Source organism: Salinicoccus sp. ID82-1, assembly GCF_021991715.1.
Lineage (GTDB): Bacteria > Bacillota > Bacilli > Staphylococcales > Salinicoccaceae > Salinicoccus > Salinicoccus cyprini.
Genome location: NZ_JAGFLY010000001.1, coordinates 888597 through 908768, shown reverse-complemented (window position 1 = coordinate 908768; position 20172 = coordinate 888597). Strand labels below are relative to the sequence as shown.

The 20172-nt window shown below is 47.5% G+C and carries 22 protein-coding genes and 1 pseudogene; 14 read left to right on the top strand and 9 right to left on the bottom strand.

The genetic code is table 11. The features are described from left to right. Positions 1-16 precede the first annotated feature (16 nt). The gene (gene cls, locus J4760_RS04720; protein ID WP_237604947.1) at positions 17-1471 is read left to right on the top strand and encodes a cardiolipin synthase; all 1455 of its coding nucleotides are present in this window, start codon (positions 17-19) and stop codon (positions 1469-1471) included. Positions 1472-1619: 148 nt separating this feature from the next. Next, the gene (locus J4760_RS04715) at positions 1620-2810 is read left to right on the top strand and encodes a DUF418 domain-containing protein (RefSeq protein WP_237604946.1); all 1191 of its coding nucleotides are present in this window, start codon (positions 1620-1622) and stop codon (positions 2808-2810) included. 728 nt (positions 2811-3538) lie between these two features. Here J4760_RS04715 and J4760_RS04710 read toward each other — a convergent pair. Next, the gene (locus J4760_RS04710; RefSeq protein WP_145286911.1) at positions 3539-4066 is read right to left on the bottom strand and encodes a DUF421 domain-containing protein; all 528 of its coding nucleotides are present in this window, start codon (positions 4064-4066) and stop codon (positions 3539-3541) included. A 17-nt stretch (positions 4067-4083) separates the two neighbouring features. After that, positions 4084-5136, bottom strand: a complete 1053-nt coding sequence (locus J4760_RS04705; protein ID WP_145286908.1) for a C45 family autoproteolytic acyltransferase/hydrolase — start codon at positions 5134-5136, stop codon at positions 4084-4086. Positions 5137-5233: 97 nt separating this feature from the next. Between J4760_RS04705 and J4760_RS04700 the strand changes: the two genes are divergently transcribed. Further along, positions 5234-6691 carry a carbon starvation CstA family protein gene (locus J4760_RS04700; protein ID WP_237604945.1) on the top strand — a complete coding sequence of 486 codons (1458 nt, stop codon included), beginning with the start codon at positions 5234-5236 and terminating at the stop codon, positions 6689-6691. A gap of 45 nt (positions 6692-6736) precedes the next feature. Here the strand turns inward: J4760_RS04700 and J4760_RS04695 are convergent, their stop codons facing one another. Further along, positions 6737-7315, bottom strand: coding sequence for a histidine phosphatase family protein (locus tag J4760_RS04695; RefSeq protein WP_237604944.1), 579 nt, complete (start codon positions 7313-7315; stop codon positions 6737-6739). A 113-nt stretch (positions 7316-7428) separates the two neighbouring features. Here J4760_RS04695 and J4760_RS04690 point away from each other — a divergent pair, with 113 nt between their 5' ends. Genes J4760_RS04690 through J4760_RS04680 form a run of 3 tightly spaced genes read left to right on the top strand, consistent with a single transcriptional unit; the run spans position 7429 to position 9578 of the window. Continuing rightward, a complete protein-coding gene (locus tag J4760_RS04690) occupies positions 7429-8148 on the top strand; it encodes a metallophosphoesterase family protein (protein ID WP_237604943.1) in 720 nt (239 codons plus the stop codon). A gap of 3 nt (positions 8149-8151) precedes the next feature. Beyond that, complete coding sequence (locus J4760_RS04685) at positions 8152-8646, top strand: GNAT family N-acetyltransferase (protein ID WP_237604942.1); 495 nt, start codon at positions 8152-8154, stop codon at positions 8644-8646. A gap of 17 nt (positions 8647-8663) precedes the next feature. Next, a complete protein-coding gene (locus tag J4760_RS04680; RefSeq protein WP_237604941.1) occupies positions 8664-9578 on the top strand; it encodes an alpha/beta hydrolase in 915 nt (304 codons plus the stop codon). Between the two features lie 14 nt (positions 9579-9592). On the opposite strand, the gene J4760_RS04675 is transcribed toward J4760_RS04680, so the two are convergent. Further along, positions 9593-9799, bottom strand: coding sequence for a hypothetical protein (locus tag J4760_RS04675; RefSeq protein WP_237604940.1), 207 nt, complete (start codon positions 9797-9799; stop codon positions 9593-9595). A 90-nt stretch (positions 9800-9889) separates the two neighbouring features. Here J4760_RS04675 and J4760_RS04670 point away from each other — a divergent pair, with 90 nt between their 5' ends. Both J4760_RS04670 and J4760_RS04665 read left to right on the top strand, forming a co-directional pair. Further along, a complete protein-coding gene (locus J4760_RS04670; RefSeq protein ID WP_237604939.1) occupies positions 9890-10516 on the top strand; it encodes a GNAT family N-acetyltransferase in 627 nt (208 codons plus the stop codon). Between the two features lie 144 nt (positions 10517-10660). Continuing rightward, positions 10661-11017: a SpoIIAA family protein gene (locus tag J4760_RS04665; RefSeq protein ID WP_237604938.1), complete on the top strand. Its 357-nt coding sequence runs from the start codon at positions 10661-10663 to the stop codon at positions 11015-11017. 5 nt (positions 11018-11022) lie between these two features. Here the strand turns inward: J4760_RS04665 and J4760_RS04660 are convergent. Then, positions 11023-11691 (bottom strand): annotated as a pseudogene (locus J4760_RS04660) (YqjF family protein). A 187-nt stretch (positions 11692-11878) separates the two neighbouring features. On the opposite strand from J4760_RS04660, the gene J4760_RS04655 reads away from it, so the two are divergent. The 3 genes from J4760_RS04655 (at position 11879) to J4760_RS04645 (ending at position 14312) form a co-directional block, all read left to right on the top strand. Then, positions 11879-12259 carry a DUF2512 family protein gene (locus tag J4760_RS04655; RefSeq protein WP_145286882.1) on the top strand — a complete coding sequence of 127 codons (381 nt, stop codon included), beginning with the start codon at positions 11879-11881 and terminating at the stop codon, positions 12257-12259. A gap of 96 nt (positions 12260-12355) precedes the next feature. Next, complete coding sequence (locus tag J4760_RS04650) at positions 12356-13057, top strand: DUF421 domain-containing protein (protein WP_237604937.1); 702 nt, start codon at positions 12356-12358, stop codon at positions 13055-13057. Between the two features lie 76 nt (positions 13058-13133). Continuing rightward, the gene (locus J4760_RS04645) at positions 13134-14312 is read left to right on the top strand and encodes a M20 metallopeptidase family protein (RefSeq protein ID WP_237604936.1); all 1179 of its coding nucleotides are present in this window, start codon (positions 13134-13136) and stop codon (positions 14310-14312) included. Between the two features lie 6 nt (positions 14313-14318). On the opposite strand, the gene J4760_RS04640 is transcribed toward J4760_RS04645, so the two are convergent. Together J4760_RS04640 and J4760_RS04635 are read right to left on the bottom strand one after the other, a co-directional pair. After that, positions 14319-14657 carry a hypothetical protein gene (locus J4760_RS04640; RefSeq protein ID WP_237604935.1) on the bottom strand — a complete coding sequence of 113 codons (339 nt, stop codon included), beginning with the start codon at positions 14655-14657 and terminating at the stop codon, positions 14319-14321. A 93-nt stretch (positions 14658-14750) separates the two neighbouring features. Next, entirely contained in the window at positions 14751-16076 is a 1326-nt protein-coding gene (locus J4760_RS04635; RefSeq protein ID WP_281287277.1) for a TrkH family potassium uptake protein, read from the bottom strand. A gap of 352 nt (positions 16077-16428) precedes the next feature. Here J4760_RS04635 and J4760_RS04630 point away from each other — a divergent pair, with 352 nt between their 5' ends. The 3 genes from J4760_RS04630 (at position 16429) to J4760_RS04620 (ending at position 18770) form a co-directional block, all read left to right on the top strand. After that, positions 16429-17601: an MFS transporter gene (locus J4760_RS04630; protein WP_237604934.1), complete on the top strand. Its 1173-nt coding sequence runs from the start codon at positions 16429-16431 to the stop codon at positions 17599-17601. A 407-nt stretch (positions 17602-18008) separates the two neighbouring features. Beyond that, positions 18009-18203 (top strand): DUF6440 family protein, encoded by a 195-nt coding sequence (locus tag J4760_RS04625; RefSeq protein ID WP_145286869.1) that lies wholly within the window; start codon positions 18009-18011, stop codon positions 18201-18203. A gap of 150 nt (positions 18204-18353) precedes the next feature. Beyond that, on the top strand, positions 18354-18770 hold the full coding sequence (locus J4760_RS04620; RefSeq protein WP_237604933.1) for a hypothetical protein: 417 nt from the start codon (positions 18354-18356) through the stop codon (positions 18768-18770). Positions 18771-18828: 58 nt separating this feature from the next. Here the strand turns inward: J4760_RS04620 and rpsD are convergent, their stop codons facing one another. Both rpsD and J4760_RS04610 read right to left on the bottom strand, forming a co-directional pair. Beyond that, complete coding sequence (gene rpsD / locus J4760_RS04615; protein ID WP_145286863.1) at positions 18829-19431, bottom strand: 30S ribosomal protein S4; 603 nt, start codon at positions 19429-19431, stop codon at positions 18829-18831. A 228-nt stretch (positions 19432-19659) separates the two neighbouring features. After that, a complete protein-coding gene (locus J4760_RS04610) occupies positions 19660-20130 on the bottom strand; it encodes a GAF domain-containing protein (protein ID WP_145286860.1) in 471 nt (156 codons plus the stop codon). Positions 20131-20172: the final 42 nt, after the last annotated feature.

The following is a 20172-nucleotide window of genomic DNA, read 5'->3' as shown; positions in this document are numbered from 1 at the left end:
AGGGAGGGGGAATCGCATGTTTTTCTTTGATTGGCAGTGGTGGAATACGGTAAGCAACATTGCATTGATCATCAATATTATACTGGCAGTCGTCATGATTGTTTTTGAAGATAAGAAAGCTTCGTCCATATGGGCGTGGCTGATGGTTCTTTTTTTCATTCCGGTCATCGGCTTTTTCCTCTACCTCCTCCTCGGCAGATCGACCGGACAGCAGAAATGGTCCGACAGTGATGACTTGCCAAGCAAGAATCTGATTGAAAAGCAGAAGGCGCAATTCAACGATGACAAGCTGTTTACACCAGGTTCAGTACCTGAAAGATTCAACGCGCTGATCGGGATGCTGATGAGAAATGATGATTCGGTCTTCTCCAAAAATAACAGTGTCCGTATGTTCACTGCCGGCGAAGATAAATTCGAGGCCCTTTTTGATGACATCGATTCTGCAGAACACCATATCCATATGGAGTACTACATCATGCGGGATGATCAGCTCGGGCGCCGTCTCCGTGACATTCTCACCAGAAAGGCGGAAGAAGGGGTAAAGGTGCGCTTCCTTTATGATGGAATCGGTTCGCGCAAGATCGGAAAGAAGTTCTTTTCCGAACTCCGTAAGCATGGAGGTGAGACAAAGTCTTTTTCTTCCGTGGTGTCCGCATTGATGAGGTTCCGCCTCAATTTCCGCAATCACCGCAAACTGGTTGTCATTGATGGCGCTATCGGCTATACGGGTGGATACAATGTCGGAGATGAGTATTTGGGTCGCAGTTCAAAGTTCGGCTTCTGGCGGGATACCCATCTCAGAATGGAAGGACAGTCTGTCCACCTGCTGCAGGAACGTTTCATCTCCGACTGGAACAAGTATGGCAGGGATGACAGTATTCCATTCGAGGATCAGTACTTTCCACCGCCGGGGCCGGGTGGAGATATGCCCCTGCAGATTGTTTCAAGTGGTCCCGACTCGGAAGGTGGGGAGATCATGCATGGTTTCATCAAAGCAATCCAGGAGGCCGAGGACTACATCTACATTCAAAGTCCATATTTCATTCCTTCTTCAGGAATACTTGCATCGCTCCGTGTTGCAGCATTGAGCGGTATCGACGTCAGCATCATGATCCCAAACAAGCCGGATCATCCTTTTGTGTATCCGACAACGTTTTCCTTTTCAGCTGAAATGATGAAAGCAGGAGCGAAGATTCATATTTATGACAACGGATTCCTGCACGCCAAAACGATGGTAATTGATGATAAAATATCTACCGTCGGTACAGCGAATGTGGATATCCGAAGTTCCGAGCTGAATTTTGAAATGAATACCTTCATCTACAGTGAAGATTTCGCAGCAGAAATGAAAAGTACCTTCGAAGCGGATATGGAGCAATCCAGACAGCTGACGAGAGAGATGTATGAAAGCCGTTCATACTACCAGAAATTCAAGGAACATGCATCCAGACTTTTGTCTCCGCTGCTTTAACGGATATTGCATGATAGATCCTTCCATCAGCTGCCATATGGCAGCTGATTTTTTGATTCGATGTATCATAAACAAAATGTTCCGGGACGATTTCATCTGTATCTTCTATGGTATGATTAGAAAAAATATGTATTTCAGGAGGCATTCTATGCAACAGAACTATACGCCGGTCCAGTCACCTGAGAGGGTATTCGAGCTTGATGCGGTGCGTGGATTTGCGCTGTTCGGCATTCTGATGATGAACATCATGAGCTTTGCCGGGCCGCAGGTCGAAGGACAGCTGACGATGCAGACAAGTGACATCTACACTGGCAGCAATGCCATCGTCATCTTTCTGATCAACGTACTGGTCACCTCCAATTTCTACACGATGTTCTCTTTCCTGTTCGGACTCGGCTTCTACATTTTTCTCTCGAGGGCTGAGAAGAAACCGGGATCTACATACTTGCTGTTTACCAGAAGAATGGTTGTGCTGCTCTGTTTCGGCATCGCCCATGCAGTTTTCATCTGGTATGGTGATATACTGACCGTCTATGCCATCACCGGACTGCTGCTCATGTTCTTCTATCGGTTCAAACCGGCAGTCAACCTTATCGTTGCCATCATTCTGCTCCTCCTCGGCACTGTATTCGTACTGCTGCTGACGCTACTGATGTATAGTGTGCGTAATATGGATATGGGTGAATTCATTGTTCCAGGTAATGGGTTCGGCATGATGTCGGCTGCTGAGGGCTCCTACATGGACATCGTCAATCTGAATATTTCAGTACTCAGCATGATGATTACAAGTAATGTCGTCATGGTGCCATTCGTGCTGGCAATGTTCCTTATTGGACTGTATGTCGGCCAGAAGGGATATTTTGAACGTCTGGCATCAATCGGTGGTCTGCTATGGAAAGTGGCACTCGTTGGCATCATTGCCGGATTGCCGATCAAATTCCTGACAGGATACGCCATGACCTACGGTATGGAAGATCCGATGTGGTCAATCGCCTCGATGCTTGCCTATACTATAGGTGGTCCGCTCATGTCGCTCGGCTACGTCGCACTGCTGCTGCTGATCATGAGGCGTTTCAGAGGGCTGACAGGGCTTCTGCAGCCGGTCGGCCAGATGGCCTTGACGAACTATATCGGACAGAGCATCGTGATGATTACACTATTTTTCGGTTTTGATCTGTTCAATACAATCGATGCAGTATGGTTCCCGGCAATTGTACTCGGCACATTCATCGTGCAAATTGTACTCAGCCACCTGTGGATGAAGCAGTTCAGGTTCGGGCCGCTCGAATGGATCTGGCGCACCCTGACATATGGCATAATACTTGGCATAAAAAAATAAGACCGTGAGGTCTTATATTGAAGACAAACCCCGGTTTGACCCGGCGTTTGTCTTCTTTTCATGTATTTTGATGGATTCCGAATCGTGGGCGCTACCATGGCGAGTTAGAGGCTTAATTCACCATCGTGGGGTCTGCCATGGTGAGTTAGAGGGCCAATTCACCGTCGTGGGGTCTACCATGGCGAGTTAGAGACTTAATTCACCATCGTGGGCGCTACCATGGCAAGTTAGAGCACCAACTCACCATCGTGGAGTCTACCATGGCGAGTTAGAGGGCTAATTCACCGTCGTGGGGTCTACCATGGCGAGTTAGAGGCTTAATTCACCATCGTGGGGTCTGCCATGGTGAGTTAGAGCACCAACTCACCATCGTGGGGTGCTACCATGGCGAGTTAGAGGGCCAACTCACCGTCGTGGGGTCTACCATGGCAAGTTAGAGGGCCAACTCACCATCGTGGGTGCTACCATGGCGAGTTAGAGGGCCAATTCACCATCGTGGGCGTAGCCATGGCAAGTTAGAGGGCCAATCTACCATCGGGGTCGATTGTGACGATGACCGGCGACGGACTATTATCATTCAGGGGAATCGGCTTTTCCATCCTGCACCCGCTGTCTGTTGATTTCAGCATACTCTTCCCCCTGATCTGCAGATTTCCTACATCCTGACAAAAAGACTGCAGACATGTCATTCTAATATGACTTTGTCTACAGCCTGAGACCGTCAGGTCTTATTTTTTTACTTCACTGAACAGTCTGTCGAGATCCTGCTCTTTCGACTGCTTGCTGATGATCGAAATGCTGCCGTCCGTTTCCATGACGACCGCCATGACTTGGGAAAGGTCACTCTTGCCGCTTGAGCGGGCCGCCTGTCTGACTTCGACTTCGAGCACGCGTGCCTTTTTCATGTTGTCTGTGAGATACTCTCCATCATAATAGAGCAGGACAGGCTGGGATTTGACGAGCTTGCTGACTGTTCTGCTTTTGACAGACAGCTTGGTGATGATGTACTGCATGACCACCAGGACGAGGAAGGCCGTCACCCCTTGAGCCAGAGTAATGCTTTTGCTGGTCATGATGCTCGCAAGAGTGGAACCGAGCGCTACTGTCACAACCAAATCAAAAGCATTCATTTTCGTCAATGTCCGTTTGCCGCTCACCCTGAGAATGAGGACGAGTGACAGGTAGGCCATGATTCCGATCAGTATGGTTCTTAAAATGACATTGAAATTTCCGAATATGAGTGTATCGAACGACATCAGACCAACTCCTGGATCTAGATTTTGGTTTTACGCTGCCAATCAGCACTTGTGAACTTCAGTTCTGTATCGAGATAGCCATGGAAAATATCATAATCGACCGGTTGGCCGTCCATCCAGTTTTTGAAGTCGAATTCATGGAGCGGTCCGTTCTCACCAAGTTTTATTCCTGCTGTAAGACGATGCCTATCATATACGGATGTATGGATGGTACCCGCCCAGCTTCTGTAGTTGTCGACAAAAAGCCCGTGGCGCCGGTCTGTAAACAGTTCCAGCAGTTCGGCCCTTGACGGCCTGTCCAGGTTCTCAAGTATATCGAGCCGCTCCTTCGAATCGACAAGATATCTCCTGTTCTCATCGGCCAGGCTTTCATAATGGTTAGTACATATATGGGTGTCTCTGAAGGCAAGTCCTCTGGCAGAAGTTTCTGCCAGAAACGAATGATCTTCCTTATCCTGGATGATATAGCTGAACCCACCACGGTGGGGGAGATCCATAAGCAGGTGTCGCGCCTCTTCAGCAGTCCTGCACAGTTCCAGGATGAATCTGCCGATGATGAAGCATGTAAAGCCGTCAGCAGGCTGTTTCCTGTTCATGAAATTATATGCCATGACGAGCCCGTGCTCATTCATACCGTCCATTCTACCTGTTACCCTTGAAGCCGGTCCGATATGCGCGTAGCCCTGATCCGGCTTGAAAAGTTTATACATGCCGTCATAGGTATTCGGATGGTAGTCATAGTTTCTGATGAATACATCATCGTCGATGTAGACGCTGCATCCGCTGTCCCTTGGTGAGACACGGTAGTGGGCGAGGTTCAGAAGAACGTCGCGATCGGTGATCCGGAGCGACTCCTTGAGTCCCATGATTTCGTCCCATATATGCGGGGCAAAATGCATGTAGAGTGCTTTCGTCTCTTCAAAATCAAGGCTGAATTTCGGTCGGCGCTTGATCCATTCATAATTTCTGTTGTCCATATAGTGGGTCTCAAGCAGCCATTTTCCCTGCTCGATGCCATAATCGTAGTGATTGCCTCTGAATGTTTGTACTGCTGCGCTGATTTTCTGCATTGGAAACTTCTCCTTATTGATTTTAAAACCGCTTTCATTTACTATTGGAAGTGTTCTACCGAATATTGAAATATTACTATATCCGGGAGGTTGCTTGATGATAACATTTTTTGCATCCATTATTCTACTTGTCGTCGGTTATTTTACATATGGAAAATATATCGACCGGATGTTCGGACCGAAGGACGACCGGCCGACGCCAGCAAATCATCAGCGTGATGATGTTGATTTCGTACCGATGGGAAAAGAACGCAATTCATTGATCCAGCTTCTCAACATCGCTGGTGTCGGTCCTATATTCGGACCAATTATGGGAGCGCTTTACGGACCGGTCGCCTTTATCTGGATTGTCGTCGGATCCATCTTTGCCGGGGCGGTCCATGACTATCTTACAGGCATGATTTCAATCAGAAACCAGGGGGCGCATCTTCCGGCACTGGCAAGCAAGTTTCTCGGTAAGGGCATGAAGCACATCGTCAATGCCTTCACACTGCTTCTGCTTCTGCTTGTCGGTACGGTATTCGTTACTTCCCCAGCCATACTGCTGCATTCACTTATGGACGGAAGGGTGGCACTCGGCATCATACTGGCTGTGATATTCATCTACTATATCCTGTCGACTGTGCTGCCGATTGACAAGATCATCGGGAAGATCTACCCGTTCTTCGGTGCAATCCTCCTGTTCAGTGCAGTGGCGATCGGCTTCAGGCTTGTCCAGACGGGGGCGCAGATTCCTGAGCTTACCTGGGGCAACATGCACCCTGACAACCTGCCGATCTTCCCGCTGCTGTTCTTCACCATCACCTGCGGGGCACTGTCAGGGTTCCATGCGACACAGTCGCCGATCATTTCGAGGACGACTGCCAGGGAATCCAATGGGCGGCAGATCTTCTATGGCATGATGATTGCTGAAGGCATCATCGCGATGGTGTGGGCTGCTGCTGCGATGAGCCTCTTTGATGGATATGGCGGGCTGGCACAGGTCCTCGCCCAAGGTGAAGCTGCACTTGTCGTATCGGAAGCTTCGGTTCTGCTGCTCGGCTCGGTTGCGGGCACACTGGCAATTCTCGGTGTCATCATCCTGCCGATCACAAGTGGAGATACGGCCTTCAGAAGTGCACGGATGATCATTGCCGACTACCTTTCATTTTCACAAGGTGAAATATGGAAGCGTTTCAGCATTGCGATACCGATGTTCGTCATCAGCTACTGCCTGACACTGATCGACTTTACAATACTATGGAGATACTTCTCCTGGGCCAATCAGACGACAGCCGTCATTGCATTATGGGTTGGCGTCATGTATCTTCTGCTTGCTAAGAAGAACTACTGGGTGGCGCTCATACCTGCTGTCTTCATGACATTCAACGTATTCACGTATATTCTCTACGAACAGATGGGCTTCGGACTGGACCTGAATGTTTCGTATGCCGGCGGGGCCATTCTGACCGTACTGTGGTGCATCCATTTCTACAGAGTGTATAGAAAAACAGTGGGAGCAAGCGCATTTCCCATCGACTATCCGATTGCGGCGGAGGCAAGATCAACATACTAGCACATTACCAAACAGAGCATACCGGGCGGTATGCTCTGTTTATATTCATTTCTGTTCACTGCCCATATAAGTGGGTATATTATAGTCATGGACCTGCCATTTGGATTCGGCATGTTCGATGTAGCTCACACTGCAGTTATCAAGCTTAGTGCCGAGCATGTCGATTTCATCGCTGAAGAGCGACAGGATGGATTTGATCGTGCGGGAGTGGGCTGTCAGCAGTACGTACTGACCGGCATGCTGTTCCAGTATCCGATCAAGCGCAATCTGGACGCGTTCTGCCAGTGCTTCGAAAGTTTCGGCTCCCGGGAGTTCACCGTGCGGATACTTCTCCATGATATCATCGATATGGTGGCCTTCGAGTTCACCGAAATACTGCTCTTTCAGTTCATCCATCGTCTCTATCGGCAGGTCATGGTACTTGTTGATGATTTCGGCCGTGCGGTGGGCACGCCCGAGCGGGCTTGAAACAATGGCGTCGAATGGTTCATCCTTCAATTTCTCGGCAGCACATTCCGCCTGGTATTCCCCCTCTTCGTTCAAGGGAATATCGGAAGCGCCCTGGAGTTTTCTCAACCGGTTGAATTCTGTCAGTCCATGTCGTACTAGGCAAAGTCTGGTCATAATGCACCTCAATCGTATTTTACATATATGATAACACGAGTTTGAATTGATAGGTGGAATGGAGGACTTTTGGTAGAATGAATTATGGAATGAAATCAATGGAGGTAGGGGCTTTGAGTAGAAGAATTGCAATCATATCGGATATACATGCCAACTTCAACGCGCTTTCCATGGTGATGACTGATATGGAACAGTTTGAGGTCGATGAGATCTTCTGCCTTGGGGATATCATCTCCATCGGCCACCAGACGAACGAAGTGCTGCACATGCTGCGCGGACTTGATCATCTTTCGGTCATCCGGGGCAATCACGATGAAGAAGTGCTGAAGGTGATCAGAGGCATGCCTTCATCAGTGACAGGGGCGGAGCACGATCATCACGTGTGGGTAGCCGATCACCTGGATTCCCGGTTTGTACCGTTTCTCGATGCCATGCCGTTATCTATGAATAAAAGCATCATGGACTTTGATATTCTGCTCACCCACTACCATCTGAATCCTGATGATACATACTGTCCGATAGATATGTCACCTTCTGTGGAAACACTCGGTGCCATTTATGAAGAGGATCCCTATGACATCATACTATTTGGACACGACCATATGCAGCATCACTTCGAATCGGGACAGCAGGTATTCATCAATCCGGGTCCACTTGGTCTGGCGCCGAATGGTCATGCGCCATACACCATCATGGAAATCAATGGAGAGGCTGTCAATTTTATTCATAGGAAGGTTCCCTACGATCATAATGATTTTGTAGAAGGTCTTAAGAGGAAAAATCCTCCAGCGATAGACTTCATCATGAATGTACTGCTTAAGGAGAGAGGCTAGAAAATGGAAATAAGACCAATTGAAATGAAAGACATCGACACGTTTCTCAATCTGCTCATGAACCTGGAAACAAGCAGTGAAACAGGGCTGCATGAGACACATATACTGAACACATCATACACGGAGGCACTGCTCACATCAGTGCTGCAGAACGCCAAGAGACAGATATTCGTCGCCGTCGATCAACAGGAGCTGACGGGTTATATCAGTCTGTCTGGCAACCATGGCGAAATGATAAAGCACCGGGCGAATATCTCACTTGGCATACTGCCGACGGAGCAGCAGAATAGTATCGGCAGAAATCTGCTCAATGCCGGCATCATATGGGCCGAAGACAATGGCATCCACCGTCTGGAACTCTCCATCCGTGATGACTTTGAGGAACTGATCGAACTGTATATGGCCCTCGGATTTCTGAAAGAAGGGGAACGGATCGATGCTCTGCGCATTGGTGAAGAATACAGGAATGAAATCTATCTTTATAGATTGATCAATTAGTGGAGTGGAGGGGTAATATGAATCTGCAAAGTTTCCATATCGGTGACAAGCATGCTGAGGTGACCATGATGCTGGGTGAAGATGCAGTCCATCAGAAAGATGGGAGACCGGCAGTGGTGATCTGCCCGGGCGGCAGCTATATGTATGTATCTGACAGGGAAGCGGAGCCGGTGGGATATGAGTTTCTGGCGAAAGGGTATCATGTTTTCATACTCAGGTATTCCACAATCGGGACAGCCATGAGGAAGGAAAAGGGGAGAGTCAACCGCGATGAGCTGTACCAGGCGGCCGGGATGGTGGAGGCGGATGCTGTACTCGGCTCCGAATTCCCAGGACCACTGCTCGAGCTGACGAAAACAATCACCTTCATCCGGGAAAACTGCCATGAATTCAATGTCGATCCAGACCGCATCGGTGTATTGGGCTTTTCTGCCGGCGGTCATCTGGCAGCCAGTCTCGGAGTCCATTGGCACTCCGAGTGGCTGCGCGATCTGACAGAAACGGAATCCAGGTGGTACCGTCCGAACTTCCAGATTCTTGCCTATCCGATTCTCGATTATATGCTCAATAGGGAAATCGCAGAGTCGCGGGGCATAGGAGATCCGAGATACATGTCGACTGCGTCAAGGATGATATTCGGTCCTGAAATCAAGGAGGAAATCTTGGAGCGTGCCCATATCAGAGCCCACGTTTCTGCCAGTACACCGCCGACTTTCATCTGGCATACGGTCGAGGACAAGCTCGTTTTCGTAGAGAACTCGCTCGATTTTGCTAAAGCTCTGGAGACCCATCAAGTACCATGGGAGCTCCACACATTCAAAAGCGGCAGCCATGGTCTCAGTCTGGCGACAGAGGCGACAGGCATGGCCGACGCACGGGCATCACAATGGACACCGCTCATGTTCAGCTGGCTCGAAGAAATTTTGAAATAAAAAAAGACGCCTGCTCAGCGTCTTCTTATATAGTGGATCTTAAATTGTGTAAATGTCTCTGTATGTCCCGGATAGATGAACTGGATGAATTTATTTTCGTCAGGTGTAATTTCTCGAAGTATGTACTCCGACTTGATATTTTCCTTCATCTTGTCATCCGGGATATACTCGAAATCCGTCCTGTCGCTCGTGCTGTCCTTAACCTTTACCAAGATCGCCATATGCACCAACTCCTCTTTTACTATATAACCGGATATTTGACATTTAAACATGATGTATTGTGCACAACTTAAATTTGGAAGGATGATATTATGGATTTCAGAACGCTGCACCTTGGTGATCTGCCGGAACTGCTCGAACTGCAGAAAAAAGTATATGACAATCTTGAAGACAAGGAAATACTCCAGACTTTGACCAGAGAGGAGTTCAAACTGATCATCATGCAGGGCTTCATCATCGGTGTCTATGAAGATGGGAAGCTGATCGGCTCACGTTCCATGCGCGTCCCTTCTGTTAAAGAGAAGGAGCATCTTGCAGACGATATAGGTATCAAAGAAAAACAGAGTGTCATCTATTCGGAAATCAGTTTCATTGATCCAGAGAAGCGGGGGCGCGGGCTGCAGACCGAGATGGGGCGCGAACTGATTGGAATGGTCCGCAATGATGGCCGCTTCGATAATCTGCTGACGACAGTCATGCCGGCGAACGTCCCAAGCCTGAAAGACAAGTTCCGGCTCGGATTCAAGATCAGGAAGACCACATACAAATACAATGGTAAGAAACGCCATATCATGCATATGAGTCTCACAAAGCCTTTCGAGCCGGAAGGCGAACCGATAAAGGTGCACTACCGGGATACAGACTGGATGGAGGAGAACGGAGATGCCTATATCGGCAACAACTTTGATGGGGAACATATCTACTATTACAGCAAATAGCAAGAGGCATGGGAGTACTGGTATGCTCCCATGCCTCTTTTTCCAGATGATTTATACGATCAGACTATGCAGATGCAGCACTTTGATGTTTCCGGATGGCAGGATAGGGTAGCGGATAATAAAATACAGTATGGAGGCTATAAGATGATCACACTTGAGGAAACGGAATTTCCGAACATCATCCGGATTGACGTCGATGGCAAAGTGACGAAAGAGGACGCAGAAAAATCAAGGACATTCATCAACGAACATTATGGTGATGACAAAACACTCAGTGCTCTTGTCTACATCAAGGATTTTGGTGGTGTCGGTCCAGTCGGCATGGCGAAAGGTACGGTGATGGATATCAGTCACTGGAACCAGTATAGGAAATTTGCGGTCATCACTGATTCAGCATGGCAGGAGGGCGGCGCAAAACTGGTCGATCTTCTGCCGGGCATAGAAGTGGAACAGTTCGACCGGGCGCAGGTGGACCAGGCATACGCGTGGCTGAAGGACTAGGATGATTACGAGTATTTCACCGGCCAGAAAATGACATCAAGCGCTTCAACGTAGTGGGCGCGTACGGGTTCGCCTTCGATACCACCCGGCATAAGGGAGGCGATGCCACCATTTTCATAGACGACTGAAGCTCGGGCAGGCTGCCACGGCAGATGGTGGATCCCGATATGTACGACTGCCCCTTTGACCGTATTAAATAGATAATACCGTTCGAGAAGCCAGTAGTCGAGCGTACCAAGCAGCGGTTTTTAGGGTTGGGAGACGGATTTGTACCGCCCTTTGAAATAGACAGGCGCATCGTGCAGACGATGACTCGAGAAGTGTATCCATCCATTTTTCTTTGCTGCTTTCATTCCTGCCTTGAAATAGGGCAGGCTGCCGGACCGTGCACCGATGACTGGAATGATTTTGGCCGCGTCCAGACTGAAGAAGTAGATACCGGGTATATTCTGATGTCTGACATAAGTTCTGACATTGAGTTCCAGAAATTTGTGCGCATAGGGGAATCTCGGCAAGCCTCTCAGCTGCATATTGCGAACGTTGAATGAAAATATGGAAATCCATGCATAGCCGTCATAAATGTCCAGTTCAAGTGCTTCAGGAACATGGGGAAGAAGTGCTTGCGGTTCCACCGGGATATGCATGCACATCAGATCCTCCCATCTCTGATACATGCTCCACGGTCCGTCCGGCAATGGTGCATTTCTTCCCTCCGTATAGTCCAATAACGTCTGTTTCATAACTGTCCACCGTCCTTTAATTTTTGTATAGCCTCTACCCTCCTCCATCAAACAATATGTTTGGTACATGTAACGGGGGGACAGTGCACTGTATACGAAAATCGGGAATAGAGGGTGAATGATGCAGCATGTAAAAGCAATGCTGATCAAAGCGGTCATGACGCTTGCGGTATTATGGATTGTTCTTGGCGCCTTTTATGGTATGGATTTCTGGCCGATGATTCTCGGAACGACAATTGTTCTTGGTATACTGTCATACTTTGCAGGTGATATGGGCATTCTGCCGGCAGCAGGCAATGCAATGGCGACAATTTCCGACCTGGTGCTTTCTTTCCTTGTCGTATGGCTGATAGGACTGTGGCTGACTGACCTTACCGGAGGCGAAGTGGCAGTTGCAGCAATCATCTCTGCCATAGTCATCGCAGTCGGAGAGTATCTCTTCCATATTTACCTCTTGAAGAGTGGTCCAGTGGCGCATCACAGAACAGACAGTAAAGTTTAATAGAAACGAATATCTTTCCATCCAAACCCCGGACTGCTGTAATTACAGTGCCGGGGTTTTATTGGTGGAGAATCATTCTATAGGAGGCGAAGACAGATGGACAATCTGCAGGATATGCTTACTTATGCCGTGAAGCTTACCACTGGTCTGGTCGGCGTCATGATTGTAATGCGTCTGATCGGCAAGAAGGAACTGGCCCAGATTACACCCCTTGACTTCATCTATGCGCTGATTCTCGGCAGTACAATAGAAGAATCCCTGTATGAATCGACGATGCCATTCTACGATATGCTGTTTGCGCTGTTCTATTGGGGACTGCTGATTTATATTATTGAAAAGGTGGCGGTCAATAATGGGTGGCTCAGAAAGGTGGCCAAGGGCAAGCCTCAGCTCTTGATCAGCAATGGAATACTGGATACTGAAGTGATGCGGAAGAATAAGATGGATTTGGATGAAGTCAGGGAGCTGTTGAGGATGAATGGTATATTTTCCTTAAGAACCGTAAGATATGCTATTCTCGAAAATAGTGGATTTCTGTCTGTTCTGGAATATGCCGGTGACGAACCTCCATCCAGGAAGGAAATGGGCATCGAATATGGAGAAAATGACTGGAACCATCTTTTTGTGGACGCTGGGAAAGTAGAGCAGGAAGCATTGAAAGATGCCGGCGTTGATGAAGCATGGTTGAGGCAAAAGATCGAGGAAGAGACTGATTGTGATTTTGAAGATGTGTACTTTGCCGAATGGAGCCAGAGCAAGGGATTCTTCATCCAGTCGAAAAACCAAAAGTTCAGATAATTTAAACTTGTATTCGATACTATGATAGAATTTATTAAGTATACGACAGATTATCCATGGAGAAAGGTGTTTTCAGATGAGTATCGATTCGAAGATTGTAGAAGAAGCAGTGGAATTCAGACGTCAGTTGCATAGGAATCCTGAACTCAGTGGTCAGGAGCATGAAACGTCAAAGCGCATCCAGGAGAAGCTCGACACAATCGGCATTCCTTATACGACAGGATTTGCAGAAACCGGTGTGCTCGGCGTCATCGAGGGAAATAAGCCGGGACCGACCATCGGCCTGAGAGCCGATATCGATGCGCTTCCGATTACCGAGAGTTCAGGGGAAGCATTCACATCCGAAACAGAAGGCGTGATGCATGCGTGCGGCCATGATGCCCACACGGCCATGCTTTTCGGTACAGCAAAATATCTTCTCGAAAGACGGGATGAGATCAAAGGAAAGATCCTGCTCATCTTCCAGCCGGCGGAAGAACAATCTCCGACAGGCGGTTCCAGACAGATGATGGAAGATGGTGTATTCGATGAACATGAACCGGAAGTGCTCATTGCACAGCACGTCTGGCCCCAGCTGCCGGTCGGACAGTTTGGTGTCATGGCAGGGCCGATCATGGGCAACTCCGATCGCTTCAAAATTACCGTAACAGGTTCCGGAGGCCATGCGTCAATGCCGCATGATACGGTGGATGCGATTGCTGCAGCCAATCAGATTGTCACGACACTGCAGACGATTGTCAGCAGAAATGCCGACCCATTCGATCCGGCAGTGGTCACCGTCGGGAAGTTCAATGCCGGTTTCCAGTATAACGTCATTGCCGAGACTGCTGAACTCGAGGGCACCATCCGTACGCAGAGTGATGAGATGAAAAATAAAGTGAAGCAGCGGTTCTTCGATGTTGTCGGGAACGTTGCAGAGGCCATGGGTGTCAAAGTGGAGATTGATTATATGGACGGCTACCCTGCGACAGTCAACGATGAGGAGTGGGCGGAACAGGTTTATAAAACGGTGCACCGCATGTATGGTGATGAGGCACTGCCGAATCTTACGCCAAGTCTTGGAGGAGAAGATTTCAGCCGGTTCCTGCAGAAGTACCCGGGTGTATACTACTGGCTTGGCAGTTCTGTAGGCGAAGGGCAGAAGCCCCTTCATAATCCGTCATTCAGGTTCAACGAAGATGCGATTTCGTATGGGATTGAAGGAATGGCCCAGGTGGCAATCGATACGCTTAAAACATTGAAGAGCAAAGAGTGAAGAAAGTCATGATCGGATAAAGCGAACAAAAGCCACCTTGAAGGTGGCTTTTGTCGATTCTAGCGTAAAATACTCTTCTGCTTCCTGGTCAGATGCAATTTGCAGGATGATTGCTTCATCTTCATACATGATGCTCCCCTGGTCTTCCGTAATGCGCTCGTCCTGTTCATTTCCATAAAAAATACCTGTACATGAACCGAGAATGACCATCAGTACGACGAGTGAGAGTACGATGATCAAACAGCCGACAAGACCGGACTTTTTCCTGCTTTCATATCTGCCTTCCATACCCGTATGCTTTCCTGCTTCTCTTCTGGCTTTTGCCTCTTCTGTTCCATTATCCATCTATCCATCCCCCGAAGTTGTTTATATTACTATACCCGGAAATGGAGCAGGGAAGCATCGATAGTTTGCTATACTCCATTTAAGCACTGAATATCAGCCTGTAAGCACGTCAGAAACCGGATATCTGATTTTATCCTGTTTCGGTTTTGCCAGGGAGAAGGCCAGGTTCAATGGTCCAAGTTTCCCGAAGAACATGACCAGTATGATGACAAGCTTTCCGATAGGGGACAGGTCCGCTGTAATCCCCATCGACAGACCGACTGTTCCGAAAGCGGAAACGACTTCGAACACAATTTCTATGAATAGTGCATTCTCGCTGATTGTCATGATGAAGATGGCTGCGAGTATCAGCAGCACACTCAGTATCGATATCGAAAGGGCCCGGAATATGACTGCCGCCCTGATTGACCGTTTGCCGATATTGATCTGGCTCTTCTGCTGCAGCAGTGGAATGATGGACAGGACCAGGATCAGAAATGAGGTCAGCTTGATGCCGCCGCCAGTTGATGCACTGCCTGCACCGATGAACATCAGAAGCAGCATCATGGTGACTGTCGAATCATTCAGACTGCCGATATCCAGTGTATTGAATCCGGCCGTTCTCGGTGTAACTGCCTGGAAATAGGAAGCCCACAGCTGATCTTTCAGAGAGGAGAGCGCGCCGAGTGTGTTCGGGTTATTGAACTCCAATATGAAAAACAGGAACATTGCCACAACGTTGATGATGAGTGTACCGGTAATCATCAGTTTGGAGTGCAGGGTCAGTTTTCTGAAGCTGCGCTTATGCCAGGCGTCAATCAGTACAGTAAACCCGATTCCCCCCGTAATGAAGAGGAAGGTGATCATCAGATTGACGACCGGGTCGCCGACGTAGCCGGTCAGACTGTCCGACCATATGGAAAAGCCCGCATTATTGAACGCAGATATCGAATGGAACAGGCTGTAGTACAGTCCTTCGATCCACCCGTACTCAGGGACCCATCTGATCGCAAGAACCATCATTGCGATGAATTCGATGACAAATGAGTAGATGAACAGCCCTTTGACCAGTTCAAGCACCCCATCGAGAGAAGACTGGTTCAGCGCCTGCTTGATCTCCATTCTTCTTTTGAACCCGACCTTTTTGCCAAGTGCCATGTAGATCATTACTGCAAATGACATGATGCCGATTCCGCCTGCCTGTATCAGGGCGAGTATGACTACCTGTCCGAATATGGTGAAATCAGTTCCTGTGTCCACAACCGCCAGACCTGTAACCGTCATGGCAGAAGTGGAAGTGAACAGTGCATCTATCCAGGTGATTGAATCGGTTGTCGAGACAGGCAGCTTCAGCAGAATCGATCCGATGACAATAAAGATGAAGAACACAACGACCAGCAGCTGGGATGGGTTGAACGTCAGATATCTGATCTTCTTCACTTCATATACCTTCTTCTGCCATTGAATGAGATTTTAATGCAGACGATGGGCAACTCAACTGGAATGCAGGAAAAGAATTTATCATGATGTGCCTCCACTATATTCATATGTTCGAAGCCATATTACTCCCAAGGTGGATTTTTGTAAAGAATTATTTCATGTATTTTTTTGCAAATATGAATATTAATTTTAATATAGAAATTCAATTTATGAAAATGTCATTAATATTATTATGACAAGTCTTTAGAATTGTAAAAGCACAAAAATTTTACGGACATTATAAGTTTCTCTGGACGATTTTCCGTTAATACTGTAGAGTATTATTTTTTATGATATTAAGGGAGAGTTTATCATGTTGAACCACTTCAGTAGAAATACCATTCTGTTCGTTTTTATGATCGGCACGTTTGCCATAGGAATGACAGAGTATGTAGTGACAGGCCTGCTGACACAGTTCTCGGAAGACCTTGATGTGCCATTGTCGGCCACCGGAATGCTGCTCAGTGTCTACGCGATCAGTGTAGCGGTTTTCGGGCCCATTCTAAGGATTCTTACATTAAAAAATTCACAGAGGAAACTGCTTATTGTTTTTGCTTCTGTATTTACAATCAGCAACATCATTGCAGCGACAGCTCCGAATTTTGAAGTCCTGCTCGCTTCGAGGCTGATTGCAGCATCCATACATGCACCTTTCTTCGGATTGTGCATGAGTATTGCCGTAGACATATCGGAACCGAACAAGCGGACAAGCGCGATAGCCGCTGTGCAGGGCGGACTGACAGTTGCTGTAATGCTCGGTGTGCCTTTCGGAGCACTCATCGGTGGCGTACTGGATTGGCGCGTGGTGTTCTGGATCATCGCATTGTTCGGGTTCATCACACTCATCGGAGTAGCCATCGTGACACCCCGGGCAGTGCAGAGAGAGGCGCCCGCTCTGCTGAAAGAGCTTTCGATGCTTAAAAATAAAACCGTCGTACTGGTATTGGCAATGATCATTTTCGGGTATTCCGGCGTCTTCGTTGCATATACGTTCAATGAACCTATGCTCAGGGAAATATCCGGATTCGGTGTGACAGGTGTGACAGTGAGTCTGCTTGCATTCGGTATCGGTGCTGTACTTGCGAACACACTCGCCGGAAGAATCATTCCGATCAATCTGACCAGAAGCCTTCTCATCAGTTTGTTTTCTCTAGGTATAATACTGTTCGCCTTTACATTTCTTCTCGAAATTCCAGTCCTTGCAGTGGGTGTCAGCTTTCTATTCGGGGCAGGCGTTTTCGGCACAGCACCACTGCTGAATTCCAAAATAATAATTGCAGCAAAAGAATCACCCACACTATCAGGAACCATCACAGCCTCCACCTTCAATCTCGTAAACGCCCTTGGCGCAGCAATTGGCAGTGCACTATTGGGTAGAGAACTCGGCTACACTTCAATTACATTCATTGCAGGTGCGATCATATTCTTTGGTCTGATCATCATGGTGATCACCAGCAGGGTCGAGGACCGTTCACTTTTTGAATAGTTCCATAGCAACTTGGCTGTAGATGCATCAATCCCCCTTCAAGGCATTGGACTTTGAAGGGGGATTTGCCATGCAGCAGGGAAGTCAGGTGGAGTGCTGCCTACGGTATTCATCAATCAGTCTTCTTCTCAGGCAAAGCTGCACTAGAGATATTGTCTGCATTGCGCAAGGTGTTCATTCCCTTCCTTTCAACAATCTTTAACTCGGGCATGCACTGGATAGACAGGTCACGAGCTCTGAATTCACCATGTGATCTTCCATCCAGTCGACCATCCATTGCGTAAATACACTCATCACTTCACCTCCTGGAATTCATTCCATCAGGACAAGTGTAAACTTGTTTTGTAATAGTTGTGGAGCATAGAGTAATGTTACAATAGAATGGAAAATACGAAGGAGGGGTTATGGTGTTTGGAAACAAGAAGGATGAAGGGGATAACAGGTTCGTTATTGAACAGATGAAGACAAACGATGCAGTCTTCAACTGCTATGTCATAACCGATCAGGATACGGGGGTTCAATACTTATACACGTGGGGCGGTACCGGCGGCAGCATGACTCCACTGTTGGATGAGAACGGCCAGGTAGTTGTGAAGAAGTAAATAATAATACGGTTTGAATCCCTCACTGGGATTCAAACCTTGATTATCCGCTTAAAAGAATCAAACCATACAATATGGGAATCTGATTCTTTGTTTACCTAATGATATAATTATTTTCCCCTTTACAATCATACTGGAAAGAGGTGCAGCATGACGGAATACATCTACTTGGCAAGTGACAAGCCATTAGCCCTAGGATCAGTAGGGGATAGAGGGATTCATATCGGAAATCTCTCCTGGTACCCAACTGAAAATGCAGCAGAGTCCTTTTATTTTGAAGAGTTGGAGAATGAAAAAAATATTTATGAAACTGATTCATATGCATATAAGCTTCCTGAGCGCGGCACCAAGAAAGTGAGTGGAATGGAAAGAAAGGCAGTTTCACTTCTATATGACTACATAAAGGCGCATTTTGCTGAAAATGACGCCTATTTCCTGACTATAAAGTTTGTTTTGAATGGCTATGAGAATGGTTTTGTGAAGGAAAAGAGAAGTATAAAACTGGAAGAGTTGCAAAAAGTGGACTTGTACTATTCGGAAGCAGCCCTGCTTGAAGTTGTGAAATGAAAAAAGCTCCAGGCCCCTTCGAAAAGGGTCTGGAGCTTTGAAATAGTGTTCCCACTTATTATCTTGAGTAGAACTCGACGATAAGCTGTTCGTTGATGTCAGCAGAGAGTTCTGAACGCTCTGGTTGACGTACGAAGGAACCTTCCATTTTTTCTTCGTCGAATGAAAGATATTCTGGAACGAAGTTGTTGTACTCAATCGCTTCTTTAACGATGTCGAGGTTGCGGGATTTCTCACGCAGGCCGATAGTCTGTCCAGCTTTAAGCGTGTAGGATGGGATATCCACACGTCCACCGTCTACTGTTACGTGACCGTGGTTGACAAGCTGACGTGCTTGACGGCGTGTTCTTGCAAGTCCGAGCTGGTATACGACTGCATCCAGACGGGAAGCGAGAAGGATCATGAAGTTTTCACCATGAACACCTTTCATTTTTGCAGAACGGTCGAAGATTGTGCGGAATTGACGTTCGTTGATTCCGTACATGTAGCGGAGTTTCTGCTTCTCCTGCAGTTGCATTCCGTATTCGGAAAGCTTGATTCTTTGTGTTGGTCCATGATCACCAGGTGCGTATGGACGGCGTTCCAATTCTTTGCCTGTACCAGTCAGGGAAATTCCGAGACGACGGGACTTTTTCCAGATTGAACCTCTAAAACGAGCCATTATGACTCCTCCTTATTGTTTTTATTCATGCAAAAAACATCATAAGGTTGATAACCACTTACATGGGCATGCGATTTAAAGTGCCTTCGCCTTATAGCATCAGTTACACAGCACATCCCTCACCGGGAACCGCATGCTGGCATGTAATGGTCATCCGCTACTTAATCCGTTCATTTACACAATTAATGATTATACACAAATATCAATTGCTTGTCAATGGCTGTCCATCTAGATATACTGTTTCAATACTTCAACGAATTCGATCAGGCCCTGACGGTCTTCGTCTGTGAAGCGGTCGAATGAAGGGGAGTCGATGTCGAGTACACCGATCGGTGTACCGTCTTTGTAGATCGGCACGACGATTTCTGAACGGCTGTTGGCATCGCATGCGATGTGGCCGGGGAATTGTGTTACATCATCGACGATGAATACGTCGTTGCCTCTGAAGGCAAGACCGCAGACGCCTTTACCGTTCTGGATCCTGACGCAGGCAGGCAGTCCCTGGAATGGTCCGAGTACGAGTTCATCTGCCGGTTCATCGTAGAGGTAGAAGCCGACCCAGTTGATGTCCTCGAGGAATACATTCAGAAGGCTTGAAGCATTGGACAGATTAGCGATGCGGTTTGTCTCGTCTTCAAGAAGGCCTTTCAGCATCTGGTTCAATTGTGCATAGTCCTTGATTTGTGTTTCTGTAAACATTATCTATCACCCTGTCTATATAAATATTCTTGAATTATACAT